The sequence below is a fragment of the Psychroflexus sp. ALD_RP9 genome, assembly GCF_017311165.1.
Lineage (GTDB): Bacteria > Bacteroidota > Bacteroidia > Flavobacteriales > Flavobacteriaceae > Psychroflexus.
Genome location: NZ_CP062973.1, coordinates 1962574 through 1979072, shown reverse-complemented (window position 1 = coordinate 1979072; position 16499 = coordinate 1962574). Strand labels below are relative to the sequence as shown.

Genomic DNA, 16499 nt, shown 5'->3' with positions numbered 1-16499 from the left:
TATCGGAATTCAACGCAATTTTGCTATCTCTCGGCTACGGCGGAAAGAATCCTGCGGATTTTTCCGCAACGAAATCATAGCCAAAACCGTTGTACGCAATTTAAACCCAACCAAATGGCAGTAATATCATCAAATACATTATTTCATTTCACAAATTCTGCTGAAAGAATTATAAATATTATTAAAAATGGATTTGCACCTAAATTCTGTTTAGAAGAACTAGGTCCTGACCTTTTTTTTAAAACAGAAAGTAAAAACGAATCCGCTATTCCAATGTCTTGTTTTTGTGATTTACCTCTTTCACAAATAGACAAACATCTAGAATTCTACGGTTCATATGGAATTGGGCTATCTAAAGAATGGGGTAAACAAAATGGATTAACGCCTTTAACATATATACACGATAATTCTACTCAAGTTAAATATTTAAAACAATTAGGATATTTAATTGGAAATGTTTTCTCTAAAATTAGCGATGAAGAATTGGACAAATTACCTATGGAATTAAACCCAATGATTGCTCTTTTTGAACTGTCTGCATTTTACAAACCATATAATGGACAAATGTGGCGGATTAACAAATATGTTGATAAAAGGTTTTATGATGAACGTGAATGGAGATATGTTCCTTTTGTAAATCTTAAAAAGGAAACAGATTATAGATTATCTAAAGACGAGTTCTTAAACGATATTAAAAGAGCTTCAGCTAATGATACAATCTCCAAAACTTTTTTATTGAATTTTAAATGCGAAGATGTTAAATATATAATTGTAAGTAAAGAGACCGAAATGATTGCTCTTTTTGACGCAATTGACTCAATGACGGAAAAATTTTCCGAAGACGAAAGAAAAGTATTAAAAACCAAAATAATTTCAACAGAACAAATAACCGAAGATTTTTAAAAAACTGCGTACAACAGCGCATAACAAAAATGGCGAGATTTGTGCTGAAACGAAAGGTTTTTGTACTTTTAGGAACTGAATTTTAAACCGAAAAGTTAGTGCATTTTGAGTCGCCACTTATGTTATGCGCGAACCGTTACCAATAAGTTGATTTCAAAGATTTTTAGAGATAAAATTCATATTTAGATAATTCTAAAAAACAGAATTGACTCTGATAAAATTAAAAAGTAGAATGAGCTTTAAAATTTGATGTTATCACTCAGACGCTGAAAACTGAATTGATTTGAAAACAAATGGAATTGATTTTTGGTTGAGCTTTAAGCAACAATCTGAATTTGAAAATCAAAACGTGGAAAATCAACACAGCGGAATTTTAGCAAGCTTGAAAACAGATGAATTCACTCTTGAAAACAGATTTTTTGATTATAGATTTATATAGCAAATCTTCTGCTCTACTCGACGGAATTGAATAGCAAAGTGAAAAAAAATGAACTCAAACTCAATATAAAACCTATTGGTAACAACGGCTATAATGCATTGCGGTTTGGAATTTTCTGTGGAAAATTCCAGTTAAAAGTGTAATTTCGTTTACCAGCGGAATAATCCTGCGGATGATTCCGCAACGACATCATAGCCAAGACCGTTGTACACCATTTACCAGAACACGAATGAACTTAGACGAATTTTTAAAAAATCCCGAAAAAGAAGAACATTCTTTGAACATTGGACTTGCTATAATCCGAATTTTACAGTTGAGTAATTGGAACAAGGTTTATTTAGAGAAAATTCTAAAAAATCAATTAGAATTAAAGGAATTGCTAAAGGGAAAAACAGAATCAGAATATGACGAATTAGTCGAGAAGAAACTCGACGAAATTGAATCGGAAATAAAAGAAATAGCCGACAAAGACTATTTCGAAATTTTGAGTGGTGTTTTAAATCAAGAGAAATAAATATGAGTTGGGACATTGTACTTTTTAATTCTAAACAGAAAATACAATCAGTTGCTGAATTGGACGAAACCCTGCTTGAACCGACTGACTTTAGCGGAATTTTGGAAAGCTCATTCGAACGAATTAACAAAAAAGAAACTCATAGAGAAATAGTCGGAACTAACTTTACGATTGACTTTTTTGCCAACAATGAGCATTCAAGCAATTTTATGCTTTCTCTGTACGGAGAAAATGCAATGTTTGAATTGATAGAATTGGCAAAAAAACATAATTGGCAGATTTACGACTCTGGAATTGATGGAATGGTTGACTTGGAAAACCCTGAAAAAAATGGATTTGTCAATCATAGAAAATATGTTGAACAAATATTAAAACAAAAATAAAAACGGTGTACAACAACGGCTATAGTTCATTACGGCTGAAATTCCTAATCGGAATTTCAAGCCTTTTTGCTAAATTTATGGTTACGGCGGAATGATACTCGCGTACCATTCCGTAACGAAACCATAGCCAAAACCGTTACACACAAACACTCCGAAAAAACTCGGGTCGGATAAATGACAGTTGAGAATCTAAATTTATCTAGTATCACCTCAAATGAATCGAAAACTGTTTTTTAAAGTCGAAATTTACGTTTCAAACGAAAATTGGTTTATGAATCTGAATAAATAAAACGATATTCTAAAAAAAATTGACTTTATGCGAATGTTGAGCATTGAGCAGTTATCTGAATTTGAATAGCAAAACGCGGAAAAGCAACGCAGTGGAATTTTAGCAAGTTTGAAAACAGATGAATTTACTCTTGAAAACAAATTTTTTTGATTTAGATTTTATAGCAAAACTTCTGCTCTACTCGACGGAATTTAATAGCTGCGTGAAAAATCTGAAACGTGAAAATTGCTTCGTTCTAATCTGTGCGTGTCGTGTCAGTGTGTAACAACGGCTATAATGCATTGCGGTTTGGAATTTTCTATGGAAAATTCCAGTTAAAAGTGTAATTTCATTTACCAGCGGAATAATCCTGCGGATGATTCCGCAACGACATCATAGCCAAGACCGTTGGTAGCAATTTAACAAACATCGTAACAATTTGAGAATATTAATAGATACTAACATTCTAATTGAACTTGAAGACAATCGAGTTATTACAGAAAATTTCGCCAAGTTTTATAGAATTGCAATCACTAATGAATGTGAAATTCTTTACCACCCTAAAGCTATTCCAGTCGATGTTAGTAGAGACAAAAATACGGAGAGAAAAAAGATAATAATATCTAAACTTAATAAGTATCAGTCGTTACAAGATTACGCAAAACCAACAGTTGAATTTACTTCCAATTTCAAAAATCAAAAAATAAATGACGAAATTGACAATAAACAGCTTTTCCAACTAAAAAAGGGATTTGTAGATTATTTTGTTACTCAGGACAACGGAATTCATAAAAACGCAATAAAATTAAATTTAAAAAATAAAGTTCTAACTATTGAACAAGCATTAATACTTCTTGAAGAACAATTTACTTTCAAAATTCCATCTCATCCGATACTTCGTGAACATAGTATTCGAGAGATAGAAACAAAGTTCAATAGTTCCTTTTTTGATAGTTTAAGAGAAGATTATGGAGAAGTTGAATTTAATAATTGGCTACAAAAATGTGTTACAAAAAATAGAAAGTGTTATTCTCTAATAGTTGAGAATAATTTACAAGCTATTTTGATATATAATATAGAAAAAGTAGAAGATCATCAATTACCTAAAATATTTGAAAAAGCTCTAAAAATTTGCACCTTAAAAGTAGATGACACAGCTTTTGGGATAAAGTTGGGAGAATTGTTTTTAAATAAAATGTTTGAACTGTGTATTAACAGAAAAATAAACTTTTTATATTTAACTGTTTACGAAAAGCAAGAACATTTAATTAAGTTATTAGAAACATTTGGCTTTTATCGTAATGAATTTAAAAACAGTCAAGGTTTAATAGAAATTCAAATGATAAAATGTTTAGATAAGAGCAAAATTGCTATCTCAAAAAATATAATTTCTGCACATCCATTTTATTTAAACGGTTCAGACATAAAAAAATATGTAATTCCAATTCGTCCAGATTTTTACGGTTCATTATTTAAAGATGGTAAATTAAGACCACCAACTTTATTTGACAAAGCACCTGATAGTATAAATGAAATTCAAGGAAATACAATTATAAAAGCATATATATCAAATTCAAAGAATCAAAAACCAACAAAAGGAGACATTTTATTTTTTTACTCATCAAAAGTTAATCAAGTTATTGAACCATTTGGTATTTTAGAAAGTATTGAAATCGTAAATAATTTTGATAGGCTATGGAACATTGTGCGAAAAAAAACGGTCTTTACAGAAGCAGAATTAAGAAATTGGTTAGAAGAAAAAAAAGAATTACACGTTATTACATTTAGACTAATTGCGTATTTGAAAAAAAATATTAGCTTACAAAAAATTAAAGAAATAGATAGTTTTAAGAATAAAATACAAACAATAACAGAACTAAAAGAAACTGATTACATCAAATTAAAGAATGAAGGATACTTTGACAAGCGTTATATTATCAATTAAACCTATTTATGCACAAGCAATTATGTCAGGAACTAAAAAGGTTGAGTTTAGAAAGAAAATCTTTAAAAGACCTGTTGACAAAATTTTTGTTTATTCTTCTTCACCTGAAAAGAAAATTATAGGCTTTTTTACAATAAAAGAAATAGTTGAGAATAGTCCAGAAAAACTTTGGAGTGAATTTAATGAAGTTGGCGGAATTGAAAAAAATGATTTTTTTAATTATTATCAAGGTTCTGAAACTGGTTTTTCAATTAAAATTTCCGAAGTCGAAAAATTTGAAAACGGAATTGACCCAGCTGATTTTTTTGAAAATTTTTGCGCACCTCAATCATTCATTTATTTAGAGGAAAAAACTGCTCTAAATATGGAAGAAAAAACTGCTACCAACAATGTATAACCGCAATTACGGCGGATTCGACTACGTCCGAATCCACTCGGAATTGCTAACGTCAGTACCAAACCGAAAAATATTATCTTTAATCCCGTAACTGACGGTTATACAAGACCGTTGTAATGCATAATGACAAAACGCAGTCCTGAATGAAAAACTTAACATTTTTAATAATTACTTTTCTTGCTTTTGGATGTCACGGACAAAATAAAATGTTCGAGAAAGAAGAGAAAAATGCAAAGGAATTTATGGAATCCAAAATATCGGAAATCTATAATGACCAATTCAAAACGGAATTTATTGGAACTTGGCACGAGTTTGGAAAAATTTATGGGTTTAAGTTTTACATAATTGAAAATAACGACTATCCAATAGCAGTTGAATATAATCTTGGAAATCAAGAGCCTTTTGAATTTGACAAACAAGGATTTGAAAAAGAATATGAGGCAATTAAAGTGAAAATCAAAGCGTCTGAACAGCTTGAAAAAGACATACAAGTTTATTACCCAAACGCAAGAGCAATTGCAAATCGAATTGAAAATCGTGATGGAACTTATCGTTGGGTAAACAATATTTATACTGCTCAACCATTAGATAAGGAAAAAGAAAAGACATTTACGGAATTAAATGCACTATGTAATTCATTGACAAATAAGTTAAGTGAGGAAAAAGCATTTTACAACTTCTATTTCCCAAATGAAATAGATAGAACCGAATATACTGACAATCGATTTTCTTTCTTCGAATTTGACAATTTTAGTCAAAAGCACATACACCATTATCGAGTTGACTTCATAAAAAATGGAGAAGAATTCGAAATGACAAATCAAAAGCTTTACGATAATCTAGATGAGGAGCAATCTGAAAAACTAACAGAATCAATTGAGAAGTGGAAAAATGAAAACGGATTTGAAACTTGGGAAATATCATTACTCACAGAAAGTAGTATTGACAGAGACCTTGATTTTAAGAAGTTTATGTTGAGTTCGAATGGAGAAAAAAAATTCGGATTTATAAACCTTGAAACGAAAGAATTAAAATTTGTTGAATAAAAATTACGCATTACAACAACGGCTATAGTTCATTACGGCTGAAATTCCTAATCGGAATTTCAAGCCTTTTTGCTAAATTTATGGTTACGGCGGAATGATACTCGCGTACCATTCCGTAACGAAACCATAGCCAAAACCGTTGTGCCTAATTAAAAAATCCGTTTCGATTTAAATTCATCAATAAATGATTGTATCTTTGGTAATATCAAATGATAGTATCAAAATGAATCCTCCTTACGAAATAACTCCAGAAATTTTAAAACTAATAACTTCAATCTCAGAAAAAATTGGAGAAATTAATGCTACATATCTTAACAAACCTTCTCCTAAGTTAAGAAAGCAGAACAAAATAAAAACAATTCATTCTTCATTAAAAATAGAAGGAAACAGTTTGACAGAAGAACAAATAACTGCTCTTCTTGAAAAGAAAAGAGTTATCGGACCAAAAAAAGATGTTCTAGAAGTTTTAAACGCAATAGAAATCTATGAAAATTTAAATCAGTATAATCCAAATAGTGAAAAATCATTTTTAAAAGCACATCAACATTTGATGAAAAACTTAATTGATGATGCCGGAAAATACAGAAAACGAGGAGTTGGAATTGTAAAAGGCTCAAAAGTAGAACATTTAGCTCCACCATTTGAAAACGTAGCTTTTCTAATGAAAGATCTTTTCAAATATTTAAAAAATTCAGAAGAAATCGAATTAATTAAAAGTTGCGTCTTTCATTATGAGATGGAGTTTATTCATCCATTTTTAGATGGTAATGGCAGGATGGGAAGATTATGGCAGACTTTAATTTTAAGGGAAAAATATCCAATCTTTGAGTTTTTACCATTTGAAACGATGATCAGTAATGACCAAGAAAAGTATTATAAAGCATTAGCTCAAAGTGATAAATCGGGAAAATCAACTAAATTTATAGAATATATGCTAAACGTTATTGATGCCTCAATCAATAAATTATTAGACTTTAATAATCGAACCTTAACTGAAAATGATAGACTGGAATATTTTATTTCATTAAATAAAAATGAGTTTTCTAGAAAAGACTATATGGATATCTTTAAAGATATTTCTTCCTCTACTGCAAGTAGGGATTTAAAAAGAGGATTAGAATTAAACTTTTTCGAGAAACTCGGAGAAAAAAATAAAACGAAGTACAAAATAATAACTGGGCACAACAATGTATAACAACAATTGCGGCTCTTTTTACTGTGGACACTACCGCACAGACATAAAAGTCGGTAATTTTAGCTATCTTAGTTTCTAAACAATCCGCAACTGATTGTTATACAAAACCGTTGCAAGTAAGTTGATTTCAATGAATTTTTAGAGATAATATTCATATTTCGATAATCCTAAGAATTGGAAATGATTCTGACAAAATTGAAAAGTGGAATAAACTTTAAAAATTGGATATTATCACTCAAACTCTGAATACTGAATTGATTTGAAAACAAATAGAGTTGATTTTTGGTTGAGCTTTGAGCAGTAATCTGAATTTGAAAATCAAAACGCTGAATAACAATACGCGGAAAATCAACACAGCGGAATTTTAGCAAGCTTGAAAATAAATGAATTCACTCTTGAAAACAGAATTTTAAATCGAGATTAATGTAGAATAACTTCTGCTCTACTCGACGGAATTGAATAGCTGCACGAAAAAAACGAATTAATTACTCTCTAAAAAAACCTACTTGCAACACCGCATAACCGCAATTACGGCTGATTCGACTAAAAGCCGAATCAACTCGTATTTGCTCACTTGGGTTTTGTAATTGAAAATCACTAATTTTAAATCCGTAATAACTGCGGTTATACGGACCGTTGCATACAAGTACTCGGAAAAAACTCAGGTCGGATAAATGACAGTTTGAAATCTGAATTTATTCAACATCACCTCAAATTAATCGAAAACTGCTTTTTAAAGTCGAAATTTCTGTTTCAAACGAAAATTGGTTTTTGAATCTAAACGAATAAAACAGAATTCTGAAAAAATTCGACTTTAATCGAGTGTTGAGCATTGAGCAGTTATCTGAATTTGAATAGCAAAACTTGAAAAAGCAACACAGCGGAATTTTTAGCCGCCTTGAAAACAAATGATTTCACTCTTGAAAACAGATTTTAAAATCTAGATTTATATAGAATGACTTCTGCTCTACTTGACTGAATTAAATAGCTGTGTAAAAAAACGGAAACGTGAAAATTGTTTCGTTCTAATCAGTGTGTGTCGTACCAGTATGCAACAACGGCTATAATGCATTGCGGTTTGGAATTTTCTGTTGAAAATTCCAGTTAAAAGTGTATTTTCGTTTACCAGCGGAATAATTCTGCGAATGATTCCGCAACGACATCATAGCCAAGACCGTTGCCTGTAATTAAAAAATGACAAGAATTCTAACCATATTAATGATTCTAATTTCTGCAAGTACGTTTGCGCAAGAGTTCAAATATTGTGATGCAGAATGGTGTAGCCTTGCGAAAAATCATGAAGCGCATTTTGACCCATACTACAATGGACACCTTTGTGAGAACTTTGATTCTAAGCAAGCTGATTTTAGTGCAGAGTATTTAAGACTTCAAACAGACAGATTATCAAAAATAGCAATCGATAAAACTGAACAATTAGTCAAGTATAACTTTGATACAGACTCATTATTTAACACAGGTGAATTTCAACAAAATGGAATCATAGGTTTAGATTACAAAAGAATTAGATTCCATATTTCTGACACCAAACAAAAAGAAGGTGTATTAGAATTCATAATCAGCGGTAAATCAAATGTTTCAGGAAATATCTGTGACTTTAAGGGCTCTTTAAAAGTTCTCAAAGTGTATGAGCTTACAGAAAATTATGATTTTCCAGGACAAGCTACACTTTTTGCAGAGTATGAATTCTTTGAAGACAGCACTCAAAATCATGTTGGAATATTCAAAGGAACATTTGAATGTTCAATTTTGATTGACCACGAAACAAAAGAAATTAAACTTGACGAAAGTTTTGCAATCGCGGACGGCTATTATAACCGCACTTATGTAGGTACTTGGGAAAGTTATAATTCCGTAAAAAGAAAAAAATGCATTTGGGGTGACTATCGTTTACCATTCACATTCGACTTTGACGGTGGAGATGGCGAAATGATGGTCAATTTAAAGTATGTGAAAAATGGATGGGAAACATTTGGAGATGGTTCAGAATATGAATACACGACAGGTAAACCCAGACTAAAAAAACAATGGTGGAAATAAAAAAACTACAGGCAACACTGTATATAGCAAATAGGGCGTTCGGTGGTTAACGAAAGTTCAGTGCTATTTACCAACACCGCCAAATCGTTGATTTGGCTTTTAAGAATGAATAAACTAAAAACAAAATACAACGCTTTGGCTCAGCGCAAACTCGAAAGTTTATTGCTTTCTACTGCCCTACTTGCCATATACTAAACGTTGTGGGTAATTTGCTCAAATGATTATACTAAAAAAATGAAAAAAGATATTTTATTATTAAAGATCCTTTTAAGCATTCTAACTGTTTTACAAATAACTGCACTTTATATATTGTTTAGTAACTCCGCAATGTCACTGAAACTAAATGAGGATTTCCATTTAAACATAATTCTTACCACTTATTCCTGGACTCTTACTGCTGTTTTCATATGGTATAATTGGAAAAAATTACCCATTGACAAAAAGAAAAAAAAGGACAAAACTTGGATGTTAGCTTTGTTAGGAATAGCCGGTTTGGGAATAATTGGAATGTGGCTGTGGCTGCCAAATAAAAAAGAATTAGATAGCTATTTAAAATAAAAAACTAACCACAACAATGAACAGACTAACATTGTCTCTTCCATCACTATTTTTCTGACAAGTTGTTCTATAATTAAAACGACTGACCCAGAATAGATATACAAGTATTGGTCAGTTTTAAAAGCTCCTAAAGACCTTGAAATATTAAAAAGGACAATATTGGGTATCTGCACATTGTAAAAGAAAATACATAATGTTTTTGAAATTCAAATCGACTGAAAAATGATAGATAGGATTCCTTGACCAAAATCAACTGCAATAGACAATGAATGAATCAGACCAACTGACACACTAGAATGGTTTAGTCCAACTGACAAATCAGTAATGTTTAGTAGTGGAAATGATTTTGACCAAGGATCAAGATATTTCAAACACCTTGACGAATGAATATAAAATTTATGAAATTCAAATTTGAAAAAAAGAAAAATAAAAACTACCCACAACACAGCATAACCGCAATTACGGCTGATTCGACTAAAAGCCGAATCAACTCGTATTTGCTCACTTGGGTTTTGTAATTGAAAATCACTAATTTTAAATCCGTAATAACTGCGGTTATACAAAAACGTTGCCCACAATTTGAGAAAACGTGATGACGAAAAAACATAATCAAATGAAAAAAATACTAATCCTTCTATTTTCAGTCTTTCTGACCTCAATTACATTCGGACAAGAGAAAAGAGTTGTATCGAAAATTGATTCAACAAAAACACCTGAATTAGTTCTAATCCAAGAACTAACTGTAAAAGCACCAATAGATTCTGTTTGGAATGCATATACCACTAAAAAAGGTTGGGAAAATTGGGCTGTACCACTTGCGGAAGTTGACCTAAAAGTTGGTGGATATATCAAAACGAATTATAATGAACAAGGTGAAATTGGAGATAGCACTACGATTGTTACTCACATCATAAATTACGTACCAAAAAGACTTCTGACTTTACAAGCAGAAATAACCGATAATTTCCCCGAATTTATGAAAGATGATGCAAAAGATTTTTTCAATGTCATTTATTTTGACGAGTTAGAAAACGGAGATACCAATATTAAATCATTCGGAATTGGATATAAAAACAATCCGAAATACCTTTCATTAATGAATTATTTTATTCCAGCCAATGAAAAGACCTTAATGAAACTAATCGCTTACTTGGAAAAAAAGAACTGAAAATAAAAAACTGTGGGCAACACCGGCTATAGTTCATTGCTTCTGACTTTCCTTTCGGAAAGTCCTCGCAAATTTGCTATCTTCGGTTTACGGCGGAAAATCCTCGCGGATTTTCACGCAACAAAACCATAGCTAAACACGTTGCCAGTAATTTGAAAAAAACGAAAATCAACATATTAATTCTTCTTCTAATCTCGACATTCGTGTCCTGTAATTATTATATGAATAGAGAAAAAGAAATTTCAAAAGAAGAAGTTTTAAAAAGCATAGAAGCACTTAAAAAGGCTGGATTCTTTAAAATTACAATAATCTATCAGCTGAAAAAACTTTTGACACAATTTACGAATTGAGAAAAAAAGAATACAGCGAAATTTTTGAAAGCGATTATGACCCAAAAATGAATTTGGAGCCGATTGAAATTGCGGAATATGATAAAAGTAAATTATTGTTTCTCGACTTAGAAGCTGACGTTTTTAATGGTAACGAAGTTTATAAATTCGTAATAAATAGGTTTTCAGAATTATGAGATGGAAAATTTAGACCGACCGAATTGAAAGAAGTCTGGGAAAGTAACGGTGGACCAATAAAGGTGTCTTTTGTTTCTGACAATCAATTAACCGAATTTGAACCAGAATATAATAACGATTGGCTTTACGAAAGTGTATTTAATATTTGTCAAAAAAAGATAGCAGACAAGAATGTGCGCTTGGTTTATTGTTTAGACAATGATGGCTATGGTTATGGACAAGCTATTGCAATAATGAGGCTGACTGAATCTGAACAAAAAGTACTTGAAAACGAATTGAATTGGAAATTTGAAACTGAATAAAGCCAACATGTAACAACGGCTATTATGCATAGCGGTTTGGAATTTTCTGTTGAAAATTCCAGTTAAAAGTGTAATTTCGTTTTCAAGCGGAATAATCCTAACGGATGATTCTGCAACGACATCATAACCAAGACCGTTGTAGGTTATTAAAAATCAGAACTAATGGAAAAATATGTTAATAATTTTGAATTTACTATTTCAAATAATTCTGAAACAAAAGAAAAGTTAAAATCTTATTTTAAGTCTTATGATTTTGAACAAATAAAAGACGAAAATGAGAATCTTCTTTTTGTAAAGAAATGGTATATATTAAATGGTTGGAAATTTAATCCTTTGAATTGGGAAGCAAAAATTGACATAAAACTCACTAAAAAAAATAAAGTTATTATCAATCATATTGTGCATAGTAATGGATTTTTGACACCGATTGCGTTTAAATCTTTATTTGAAAAATTCTTATTAAATCTTGAACAGTTTGTGGAATTTGATATAAAAACATAAGCCTAATAATATTAAAGAAATAAAATTAGCAAAAGAAAAAGTATTTAAATATAACGGCATATTGATTCTCGGAATTGTAGCTGGATTATTTTTAGGAATTATAATAAGTAATGCAACTGGAATTAAATTATTAGGAACTGTAGGAATTATAGTTGGAGCTATTGCAACTGAAAAAATAATGAATAAATATTTGGAAAATAATAACAACCCACAACATCGCATATAATTTATTGCTAGTTCTAGCCTACTTACGAAAGTTCTCGCGGACTTTCTATTCAGTTTTTATTTGCTAAATTAAGTACTTAAACCACGCAACGAACCATATACAATCCCGTGGCATACAAGTACTCGGAAAAAACTCGGATCGGATAAATGACAGTGGAAATCTGAATTTATTCAACATCACCTCAAATGAATCGAAAACTGTTTTTTTAAGTCGAAATTTCTGTTTCAAACGAAAATTGGTTTTTGAATCTAAACGAATAAAACAGAATTCTGAAGAAATTTGACTTTATACGAATGTTGAGCATTGAGCAGTAATCTGAATTTGAAAATCAAAACGTTGAATAACAAAACGCAGAAAAATCAACAAAACGGAATTTTTAGCACGTTTGAAAACAGATGAGTTCACTCTTGAAAACAGATTTTTAAATCGAGATTAATATAGAATAACTTCTGCTCTACTTGACGGAATTGAATAGCTGAACGAAAAAAATGAACTCAAACTCAATATAAAACCTATTGGTAACAACGGCTATAATGCGTTGCGGTTTGGAGTTTTCTATGGAAAATTCCAGTTTAAAGTTGTACTTTCGTTTTCAATCAAAATAATCGTGGAGATTTTTCCAAAAAAAATCAAAACCAAGCCCTAATAACACCTGATGATAATATTCAATAGACATATGATTCTATAATTTAATTAACAGCAACTATGCTTATCTCAAGAAAATGTCCTATTTACATCATATTTTTATTTCTTAGCACTTCAGTTATTGCACAAGACTGGATTCAAAGAAACCCATTAAAAAATATTTCCGATATCACCGAAATACAAGTTTCAAGTGATCAAACCATATTTGCCTTAGATGCTTCTACTACACTTAAGAATATATTAATTAGTACTGATAATGGTTTAAGTTATAAAAATGCACCTAGTCTAGAAGCTAAAGACATTCATATGCTCACTGATGATTTAGGCTTTTTAGTTGCAAACAACAAATTAATTAAAACTTCAAATAAGTTCGAAACTATAGAGCAATTTACTTTGAATAATTACGGTTTTTCTAACGTATTTTTTCTAAATGAAAATATAGGTTTTGTGTCTGGAGGATCTGGAAGAATACACAAGACTATAGATGGAGGTTTATCTTGGCAAGAATTACCAACAAATACAACAGAACCTATAAGAGATGTATTTTTCATAAATGAAAATATTGGGTTTGCTTGTGGAGAAGAACGTACTTTTATTAGTACAACAGATGGTGGAAACACTTGGAACGAAATTGTTTTACCAATTGAAAGCTATTGGAATTTAAATAAAATCTTATTTATCAACTCGATACAAGGTATTATTGTTGGCTCAGGAGGACACGTATTTAACACCAATGATGGAGGTGTTACTTGGACAGAAGCTGTAAGTGGAACGACAAAGCACATCAATGATGTAAAATATAATAATGGTAAGTATGTAGCAGTATGTGATTATGGAATAGTTTTACAATCAACAGACATGGGAATCAATTGGTCAAACTACGAAATCAACTATTGGAAAGATTTATTGTCTGTTGCATTTTCTAATGACAAAATCTACATTGGTTCTGAAGGTGAAGTTTTTCAATCAATAGATAATGGTAACACTTGGACAACACATTTAGATGGTGTAACTATGAGTGATTTAGAAGGGGTTTCGTTTGCAAATGAAAATGATGGATTAATTGTTGGCATTTATTCAGCAAATAGTGCTGTTTATGATCATTTATTATTTAGAACTACAGATGGTGGTATTAATTGGGAAGAAGTAAATATACCATCTAATGCTTGCTGTTATGTAGTACACTTTTTATCAAATGGTAAAGCGATTACTACAAATCAATTAATTAACAAAGTAGCTTATAGCTCTGATTATGGAGACACATGGAGTACCATAAACGGAGCAAATATAACAGAGCAATTTATACCAAAAGCAGCTTGGTTAAAATCTGAAAATGATTTTTTTGTTGGTGGTGGCTTTGGTTGGGGTGATACTGGATTATATCGCTATCAAAATAGTATTGGATGGACATTTAATTCTAATTTTAGTAGTGTGGAGTCCATACAATTTTTAGATAATGAGTTTGGAGTGTTAGGAACTGTTAGTGGGTTTTACAAAACTAATGATGGTGGAGACACATGGACAGAAATAAACTATAATGGAGGCAGCTACTCTTCAATTAATTTAATTGACGCAAATACATTTTATATTGGCCAATATATAACAACTGATGGTGGAAATACCTTTAGTTTAAATCAATTTCCGGGCTATGTATTTTATTATAAGTTTTTTGACGCTAATTATGCTCTAGGACTTTCTAGTTCTGGTAGTGTTTATAGAACTCTTGATGCAGGAAATTCTTGGCAACTTATAAACGACAATACTATTGAAGATCTTAACTGCTGCAATAATTTTTATATTTCGGAGAACACTTTAGTAGCTGTGAGTCACAGATCAGATATTTTCACCTTGGATATTGAAGCAACTTTAAGCAATGAAAATTTTGAAAGTACTGAAAATAAGTTTTTTGTTTATCCTAATCCAACTAGTGATATACTACACTTAAAAGAAATAAATACCAAGGCATCCAAGGTAATTATCTATAACCCAAATGGACAAATCGTTAAGTCTTTTTCAATTTACGAAAATCGAGATTATATTAATATTAATGACTTAGCAAATGGGGTTTATTTTTTGCATATAGAATCTGATTCACAACTTATATCTGTACATCGCATTGTAAAGAAATAAGAAGATTAGTAAACTCTTTTAGATTTAATAATTTAATATTAGTCTTTTACAAATGTTTGAAGTAAAGCATAATTTGTGGTCGGATTTTTATTAAAACATCATCATAACCCCCTTAAAACAAATAGTACAATATAAAAAGGTCTAAAAAAGCCTAAAAGGCTAATAAATACAAGGGTTTAGAAATATAAGTCTAAAAAAGGTCAAAAAAACAAAAGGTGCAATTTCTACCATTAGCTACCATTTAAGGTTAATTTAAAAAGTAATTAAACACCACTCTAAGACCGTGTCTATCATTTAAACGACAGTAACACTACAAAACTACCATTACAGCCTTAAACATTACGTTTAGGGCTTTTTTTATGCCGTAAACTTAGGCATTATTTACATCATTTTCCTGACCTCGGGAAGATGCTATTTAGTCTTCTGTTAAAACTCAAAATTTAGATTTGGTGTCGCAATTGGTGGCGTAATTGGTAGCGTAAAAGACTATACAAATTTGTATATTGAAATATACATAAGTCCATCAATGAGGGATTAAAACATCTAAAAATAAATATTAATAGGGGGATAATACCCTAAAAAATAAGATTGAATTTTAATTAAATCAATGATATACAATAAGTTAGGTTAAAAATCTACTCAAGACGTATCACACCAACCACTAAAGCAATATTTCTAATGTCATCCTTGGGCAGCTCAAACGGGTCATAATCCTTGTTATCAGACTTACAAATTACATTTTCAGGATGCTCACTTTTTTTCAGTCGCTTCATAATAACACCTTGGCTAATGGTATCAATCACATAAACCTTATTCCATTGTATGTAAAGCAATTCATCTACTTGCCTACATGCCACCACGTCGCCAGAACTATATTTAGGATACATAGACGAGCCTCTAACCGGAAGCATAAAGTCTATTTTAATACCTTCAAACAACGGCACAACATACCGCTCCTCTATAGTATCAAAATCAACACCATCTACAGCCGTATCGCCAAGACCAGCAAAAGCATCTAAAGGAAGTAGCGGAATACCGGTTTTATCAACAGTAGGTTCAGCCTTAGAAGTTTTAAGCATAGATCCTTCACCAGTAAGTAGCCAAGTAGGATTCACCTCTTTATAATAGTCAAGAAATCTCAACGTATTATCTTCACTCATTCCATTATTTTGTACTAATATGCCTCTAGTTATACCAGTTTCTTTATGAAATTTATATTGTGTAATACCCTTAAAATCAAGGTATTTTAAAATATTTTTCTTTATAATCGAATTTTCTTGCATATTTATTTGTT

The 16499-nt window shown here is 30.9% G+C and carries 16 protein-coding genes; 15 read left to right on the top strand and 1 reads right to left on the bottom strand.

The window, feature by feature from the left end; all coding sequences use genetic code 11:
- Positions 1-114 precede the first annotated feature (114 nt).
- From IMZ30_RS09310 to IMZ30_RS09240, 15 genes are all read left to right on the top strand, one after another.
- Complete coding sequence (locus IMZ30_RS09310; RefSeq protein ID WP_207038035.1) at positions 115-903, top strand: abortive infection system antitoxin AbiGi family protein; 789 nt, start codon at positions 115-117, stop codon at positions 901-903.
- Between the two features lie 283 nt (positions 904-1186).
- The gene (locus IMZ30_RS09305; protein WP_207038034.1) at positions 1187-1342 is read left to right on the top strand and encodes a hypothetical protein; all 156 of its coding nucleotides are present in this window, start codon (positions 1187-1189) and stop codon (positions 1340-1342) included.
- A gap of 172 nt (positions 1343-1514) precedes the next feature.
- Positions 1515-1856 carry a hypothetical protein gene (locus tag IMZ30_RS09300; RefSeq protein ID WP_207038033.1) on the top strand — a complete coding sequence of 114 codons (342 nt, stop codon included), beginning with the start codon at positions 1515-1517 and terminating at the stop codon, positions 1854-1856.
- A 2-nt stretch (positions 1857-1858) separates the two neighbouring features.
- Positions 1859-2239, top strand: a complete 381-nt coding sequence (locus IMZ30_RS09295; protein WP_207038032.1) for a hypothetical protein — start codon at positions 1859-1861, stop codon at positions 2237-2239.
- Between the two features lie 707 nt (positions 2240-2946).
- Positions 2947-4452: a hypothetical protein gene (locus IMZ30_RS09290; RefSeq protein WP_207038031.1), complete on the top strand. Its 1506-nt coding sequence runs from the start codon at positions 2947-2949 to the stop codon at positions 4450-4452.
- A complete protein-coding gene (locus tag IMZ30_RS09285) occupies positions 4415-4849 on the top strand; it encodes an ASCH domain-containing protein (protein ID WP_207038030.1) in 435 nt (144 codons plus the stop codon). Before IMZ30_RS09290 ends, IMZ30_RS09285 begins: the two co-directional genes overlap by 38 nt.
- A 143-nt stretch (positions 4850-4992) precedes the next feature.
- Positions 4993-5895 (top strand): hypothetical protein, encoded by a 903-nt coding sequence (locus tag IMZ30_RS09280; RefSeq protein WP_207038029.1) that lies wholly within the window; start codon positions 4993-4995, stop codon positions 5893-5895.
- 223 nt (positions 5896-6118) lie between these two features.
- The gene (locus tag IMZ30_RS09275) at positions 6119-7090 is read left to right on the top strand and encodes a Fic family protein (protein ID WP_207039708.1); all 972 of its coding nucleotides are present in this window, start codon (positions 6119-6121) and stop codon (positions 7088-7090) included.
- A 1194-nt stretch (positions 7091-8284) separates the two neighbouring features.
- On the top strand, positions 8285-9148 hold the full coding sequence (locus IMZ30_RS09270) for a hypothetical protein (protein WP_207038028.1): 864 nt from the start codon (positions 8285-8287) through the stop codon (positions 9146-9148).
- A 234-nt stretch (positions 9149-9382) separates the two neighbouring features.
- Complete coding sequence (locus tag IMZ30_RS09265) at positions 9383-9706, top strand: hypothetical protein (protein WP_207038027.1); 324 nt, start codon at positions 9383-9385, stop codon at positions 9704-9706.
- A gap of 613 nt (positions 9707-10319) precedes the next feature.
- On the top strand, positions 10320-10874 hold the full coding sequence (locus IMZ30_RS09260) for an SRPBCC family protein (RefSeq protein ID WP_207038026.1): 555 nt from the start codon (positions 10320-10322) through the stop codon (positions 10872-10874).
- Between the two features lie 550 nt (positions 10875-11424).
- Positions 11425-11703, top strand: coding sequence for a hypothetical protein (locus tag IMZ30_RS09255; RefSeq protein ID WP_207038025.1), 279 nt, complete (start codon positions 11425-11427; stop codon positions 11701-11703).
- Between the two features lie 162 nt (positions 11704-11865).
- The gene (locus IMZ30_RS09250; protein ID WP_207038024.1) at positions 11866-12204 is read left to right on the top strand and encodes a hypothetical protein; all 339 of its coding nucleotides are present in this window, start codon (positions 11866-11868) and stop codon (positions 12202-12204) included.
- A gap of 61 nt (positions 12205-12265) precedes the next feature.
- The gene (locus IMZ30_RS09245; protein WP_207038023.1) at positions 12266-12430 is read left to right on the top strand and encodes a hypothetical protein; all 165 of its coding nucleotides are present in this window, start codon (positions 12266-12268) and stop codon (positions 12428-12430) included.
- Positions 12431-13135: 705 nt separating this feature from the next.
- Positions 13136-15205 carry a YCF48-related protein gene (locus IMZ30_RS09240; RefSeq protein WP_207038022.1) on the top strand — a complete coding sequence of 690 codons (2070 nt, stop codon included), beginning with the start codon at positions 13136-13138 and terminating at the stop codon, positions 15203-15205.
- A gap of 635 nt (positions 15206-15840) precedes the next feature.
- Here the strand turns inward: IMZ30_RS09240 and IMZ30_RS09235 are convergent.
- Positions 15841-16488, bottom strand: a complete 648-nt coding sequence (locus IMZ30_RS09235; RefSeq protein ID WP_207038021.1) for a helix-turn-helix transcriptional regulator — start codon at positions 16486-16488, stop codon at positions 15841-15843.
- Between the last annotated feature and the right edge of the window lie 11 nt (positions 16489-16499).

What these genes read in the sequence shown, in the direction of transcription:
- IMZ30_RS09310 (WP_207038035.1), top strand. Translation starts at nt 115, where the DNA reads ATGGCAGTAATATCATCAAATACATTATTTCATTTCACAAATTCTGCT.
- IMZ30_RS09300 (WP_207038033.1), top strand. Translation starts at nt 1,515, where the DNA reads ATGATTCCGCAACGACATCATAGCCAAGACCGTTGTACACCATTTACC.
- IMZ30_RS09295 (WP_207038032.1), top strand. Translation starts at nt 1,859, where the DNA reads ATGAGTTGGGACATTGTACTTTTTAATTCTAAACAGAAAATACAATCA.
- IMZ30_RS09285 (WP_207038030.1), top strand. Translation starts at nt 4,415, where the DNA reads ATGAAGGATACTTTGACAAGCGTTATATTATCAATTAAACCTATTTAT.
- IMZ30_RS09280 (WP_207038029.1), top strand. Translation starts at nt 4,993, where the DNA reads ATGAAAAACTTAACATTTTTAATAATTACTTTTCTTGCTTTTGGATGT.
- IMZ30_RS09275 (WP_207039708.1), top strand. Translation starts at nt 6,119, where the DNA reads ATGAATCCTCCTTACGAAATAACTCCAGAAATTTTAAAACTAATAACT.
- IMZ30_RS09270 (WP_207038028.1), top strand. Translation starts at nt 8,285, where the DNA reads ATGACAAGAATTCTAACCATATTAATGATTCTAATTTCTGCAAGTACG.
- IMZ30_RS09265 (WP_207038027.1), top strand. Translation starts at nt 9,383, where the DNA reads ATGAAAAAAGATATTTTATTATTAAAGATCCTTTTAAGCATTCTAACT.
- IMZ30_RS09260 (WP_207038026.1), top strand. Translation starts at nt 10,320, where the DNA reads ATGAAAAAAATACTAATCCTTCTATTTTCAGTCTTTCTGACCTCAATT.
- IMZ30_RS09250 (WP_207038024.1), top strand. Translation starts at nt 11,866, where the DNA reads ATGGAAAAATATGTTAATAATTTTGAATTTACTATTTCAAATAATTCT.
- IMZ30_RS09240 (WP_207038022.1), top strand. Translation starts at nt 13,136, where the DNA reads ATGCTTATCTCAAGAAAATGTCCTATTTACATCATATTTTTATTTCTT.
- IMZ30_RS09235 (WP_207038021.1), bottom strand. Translation starts at nt 16,488, where the DNA reads ATGCAAGAAAATTCGATTATAAAGAAAAATATTTTAAAATACCTTGAT.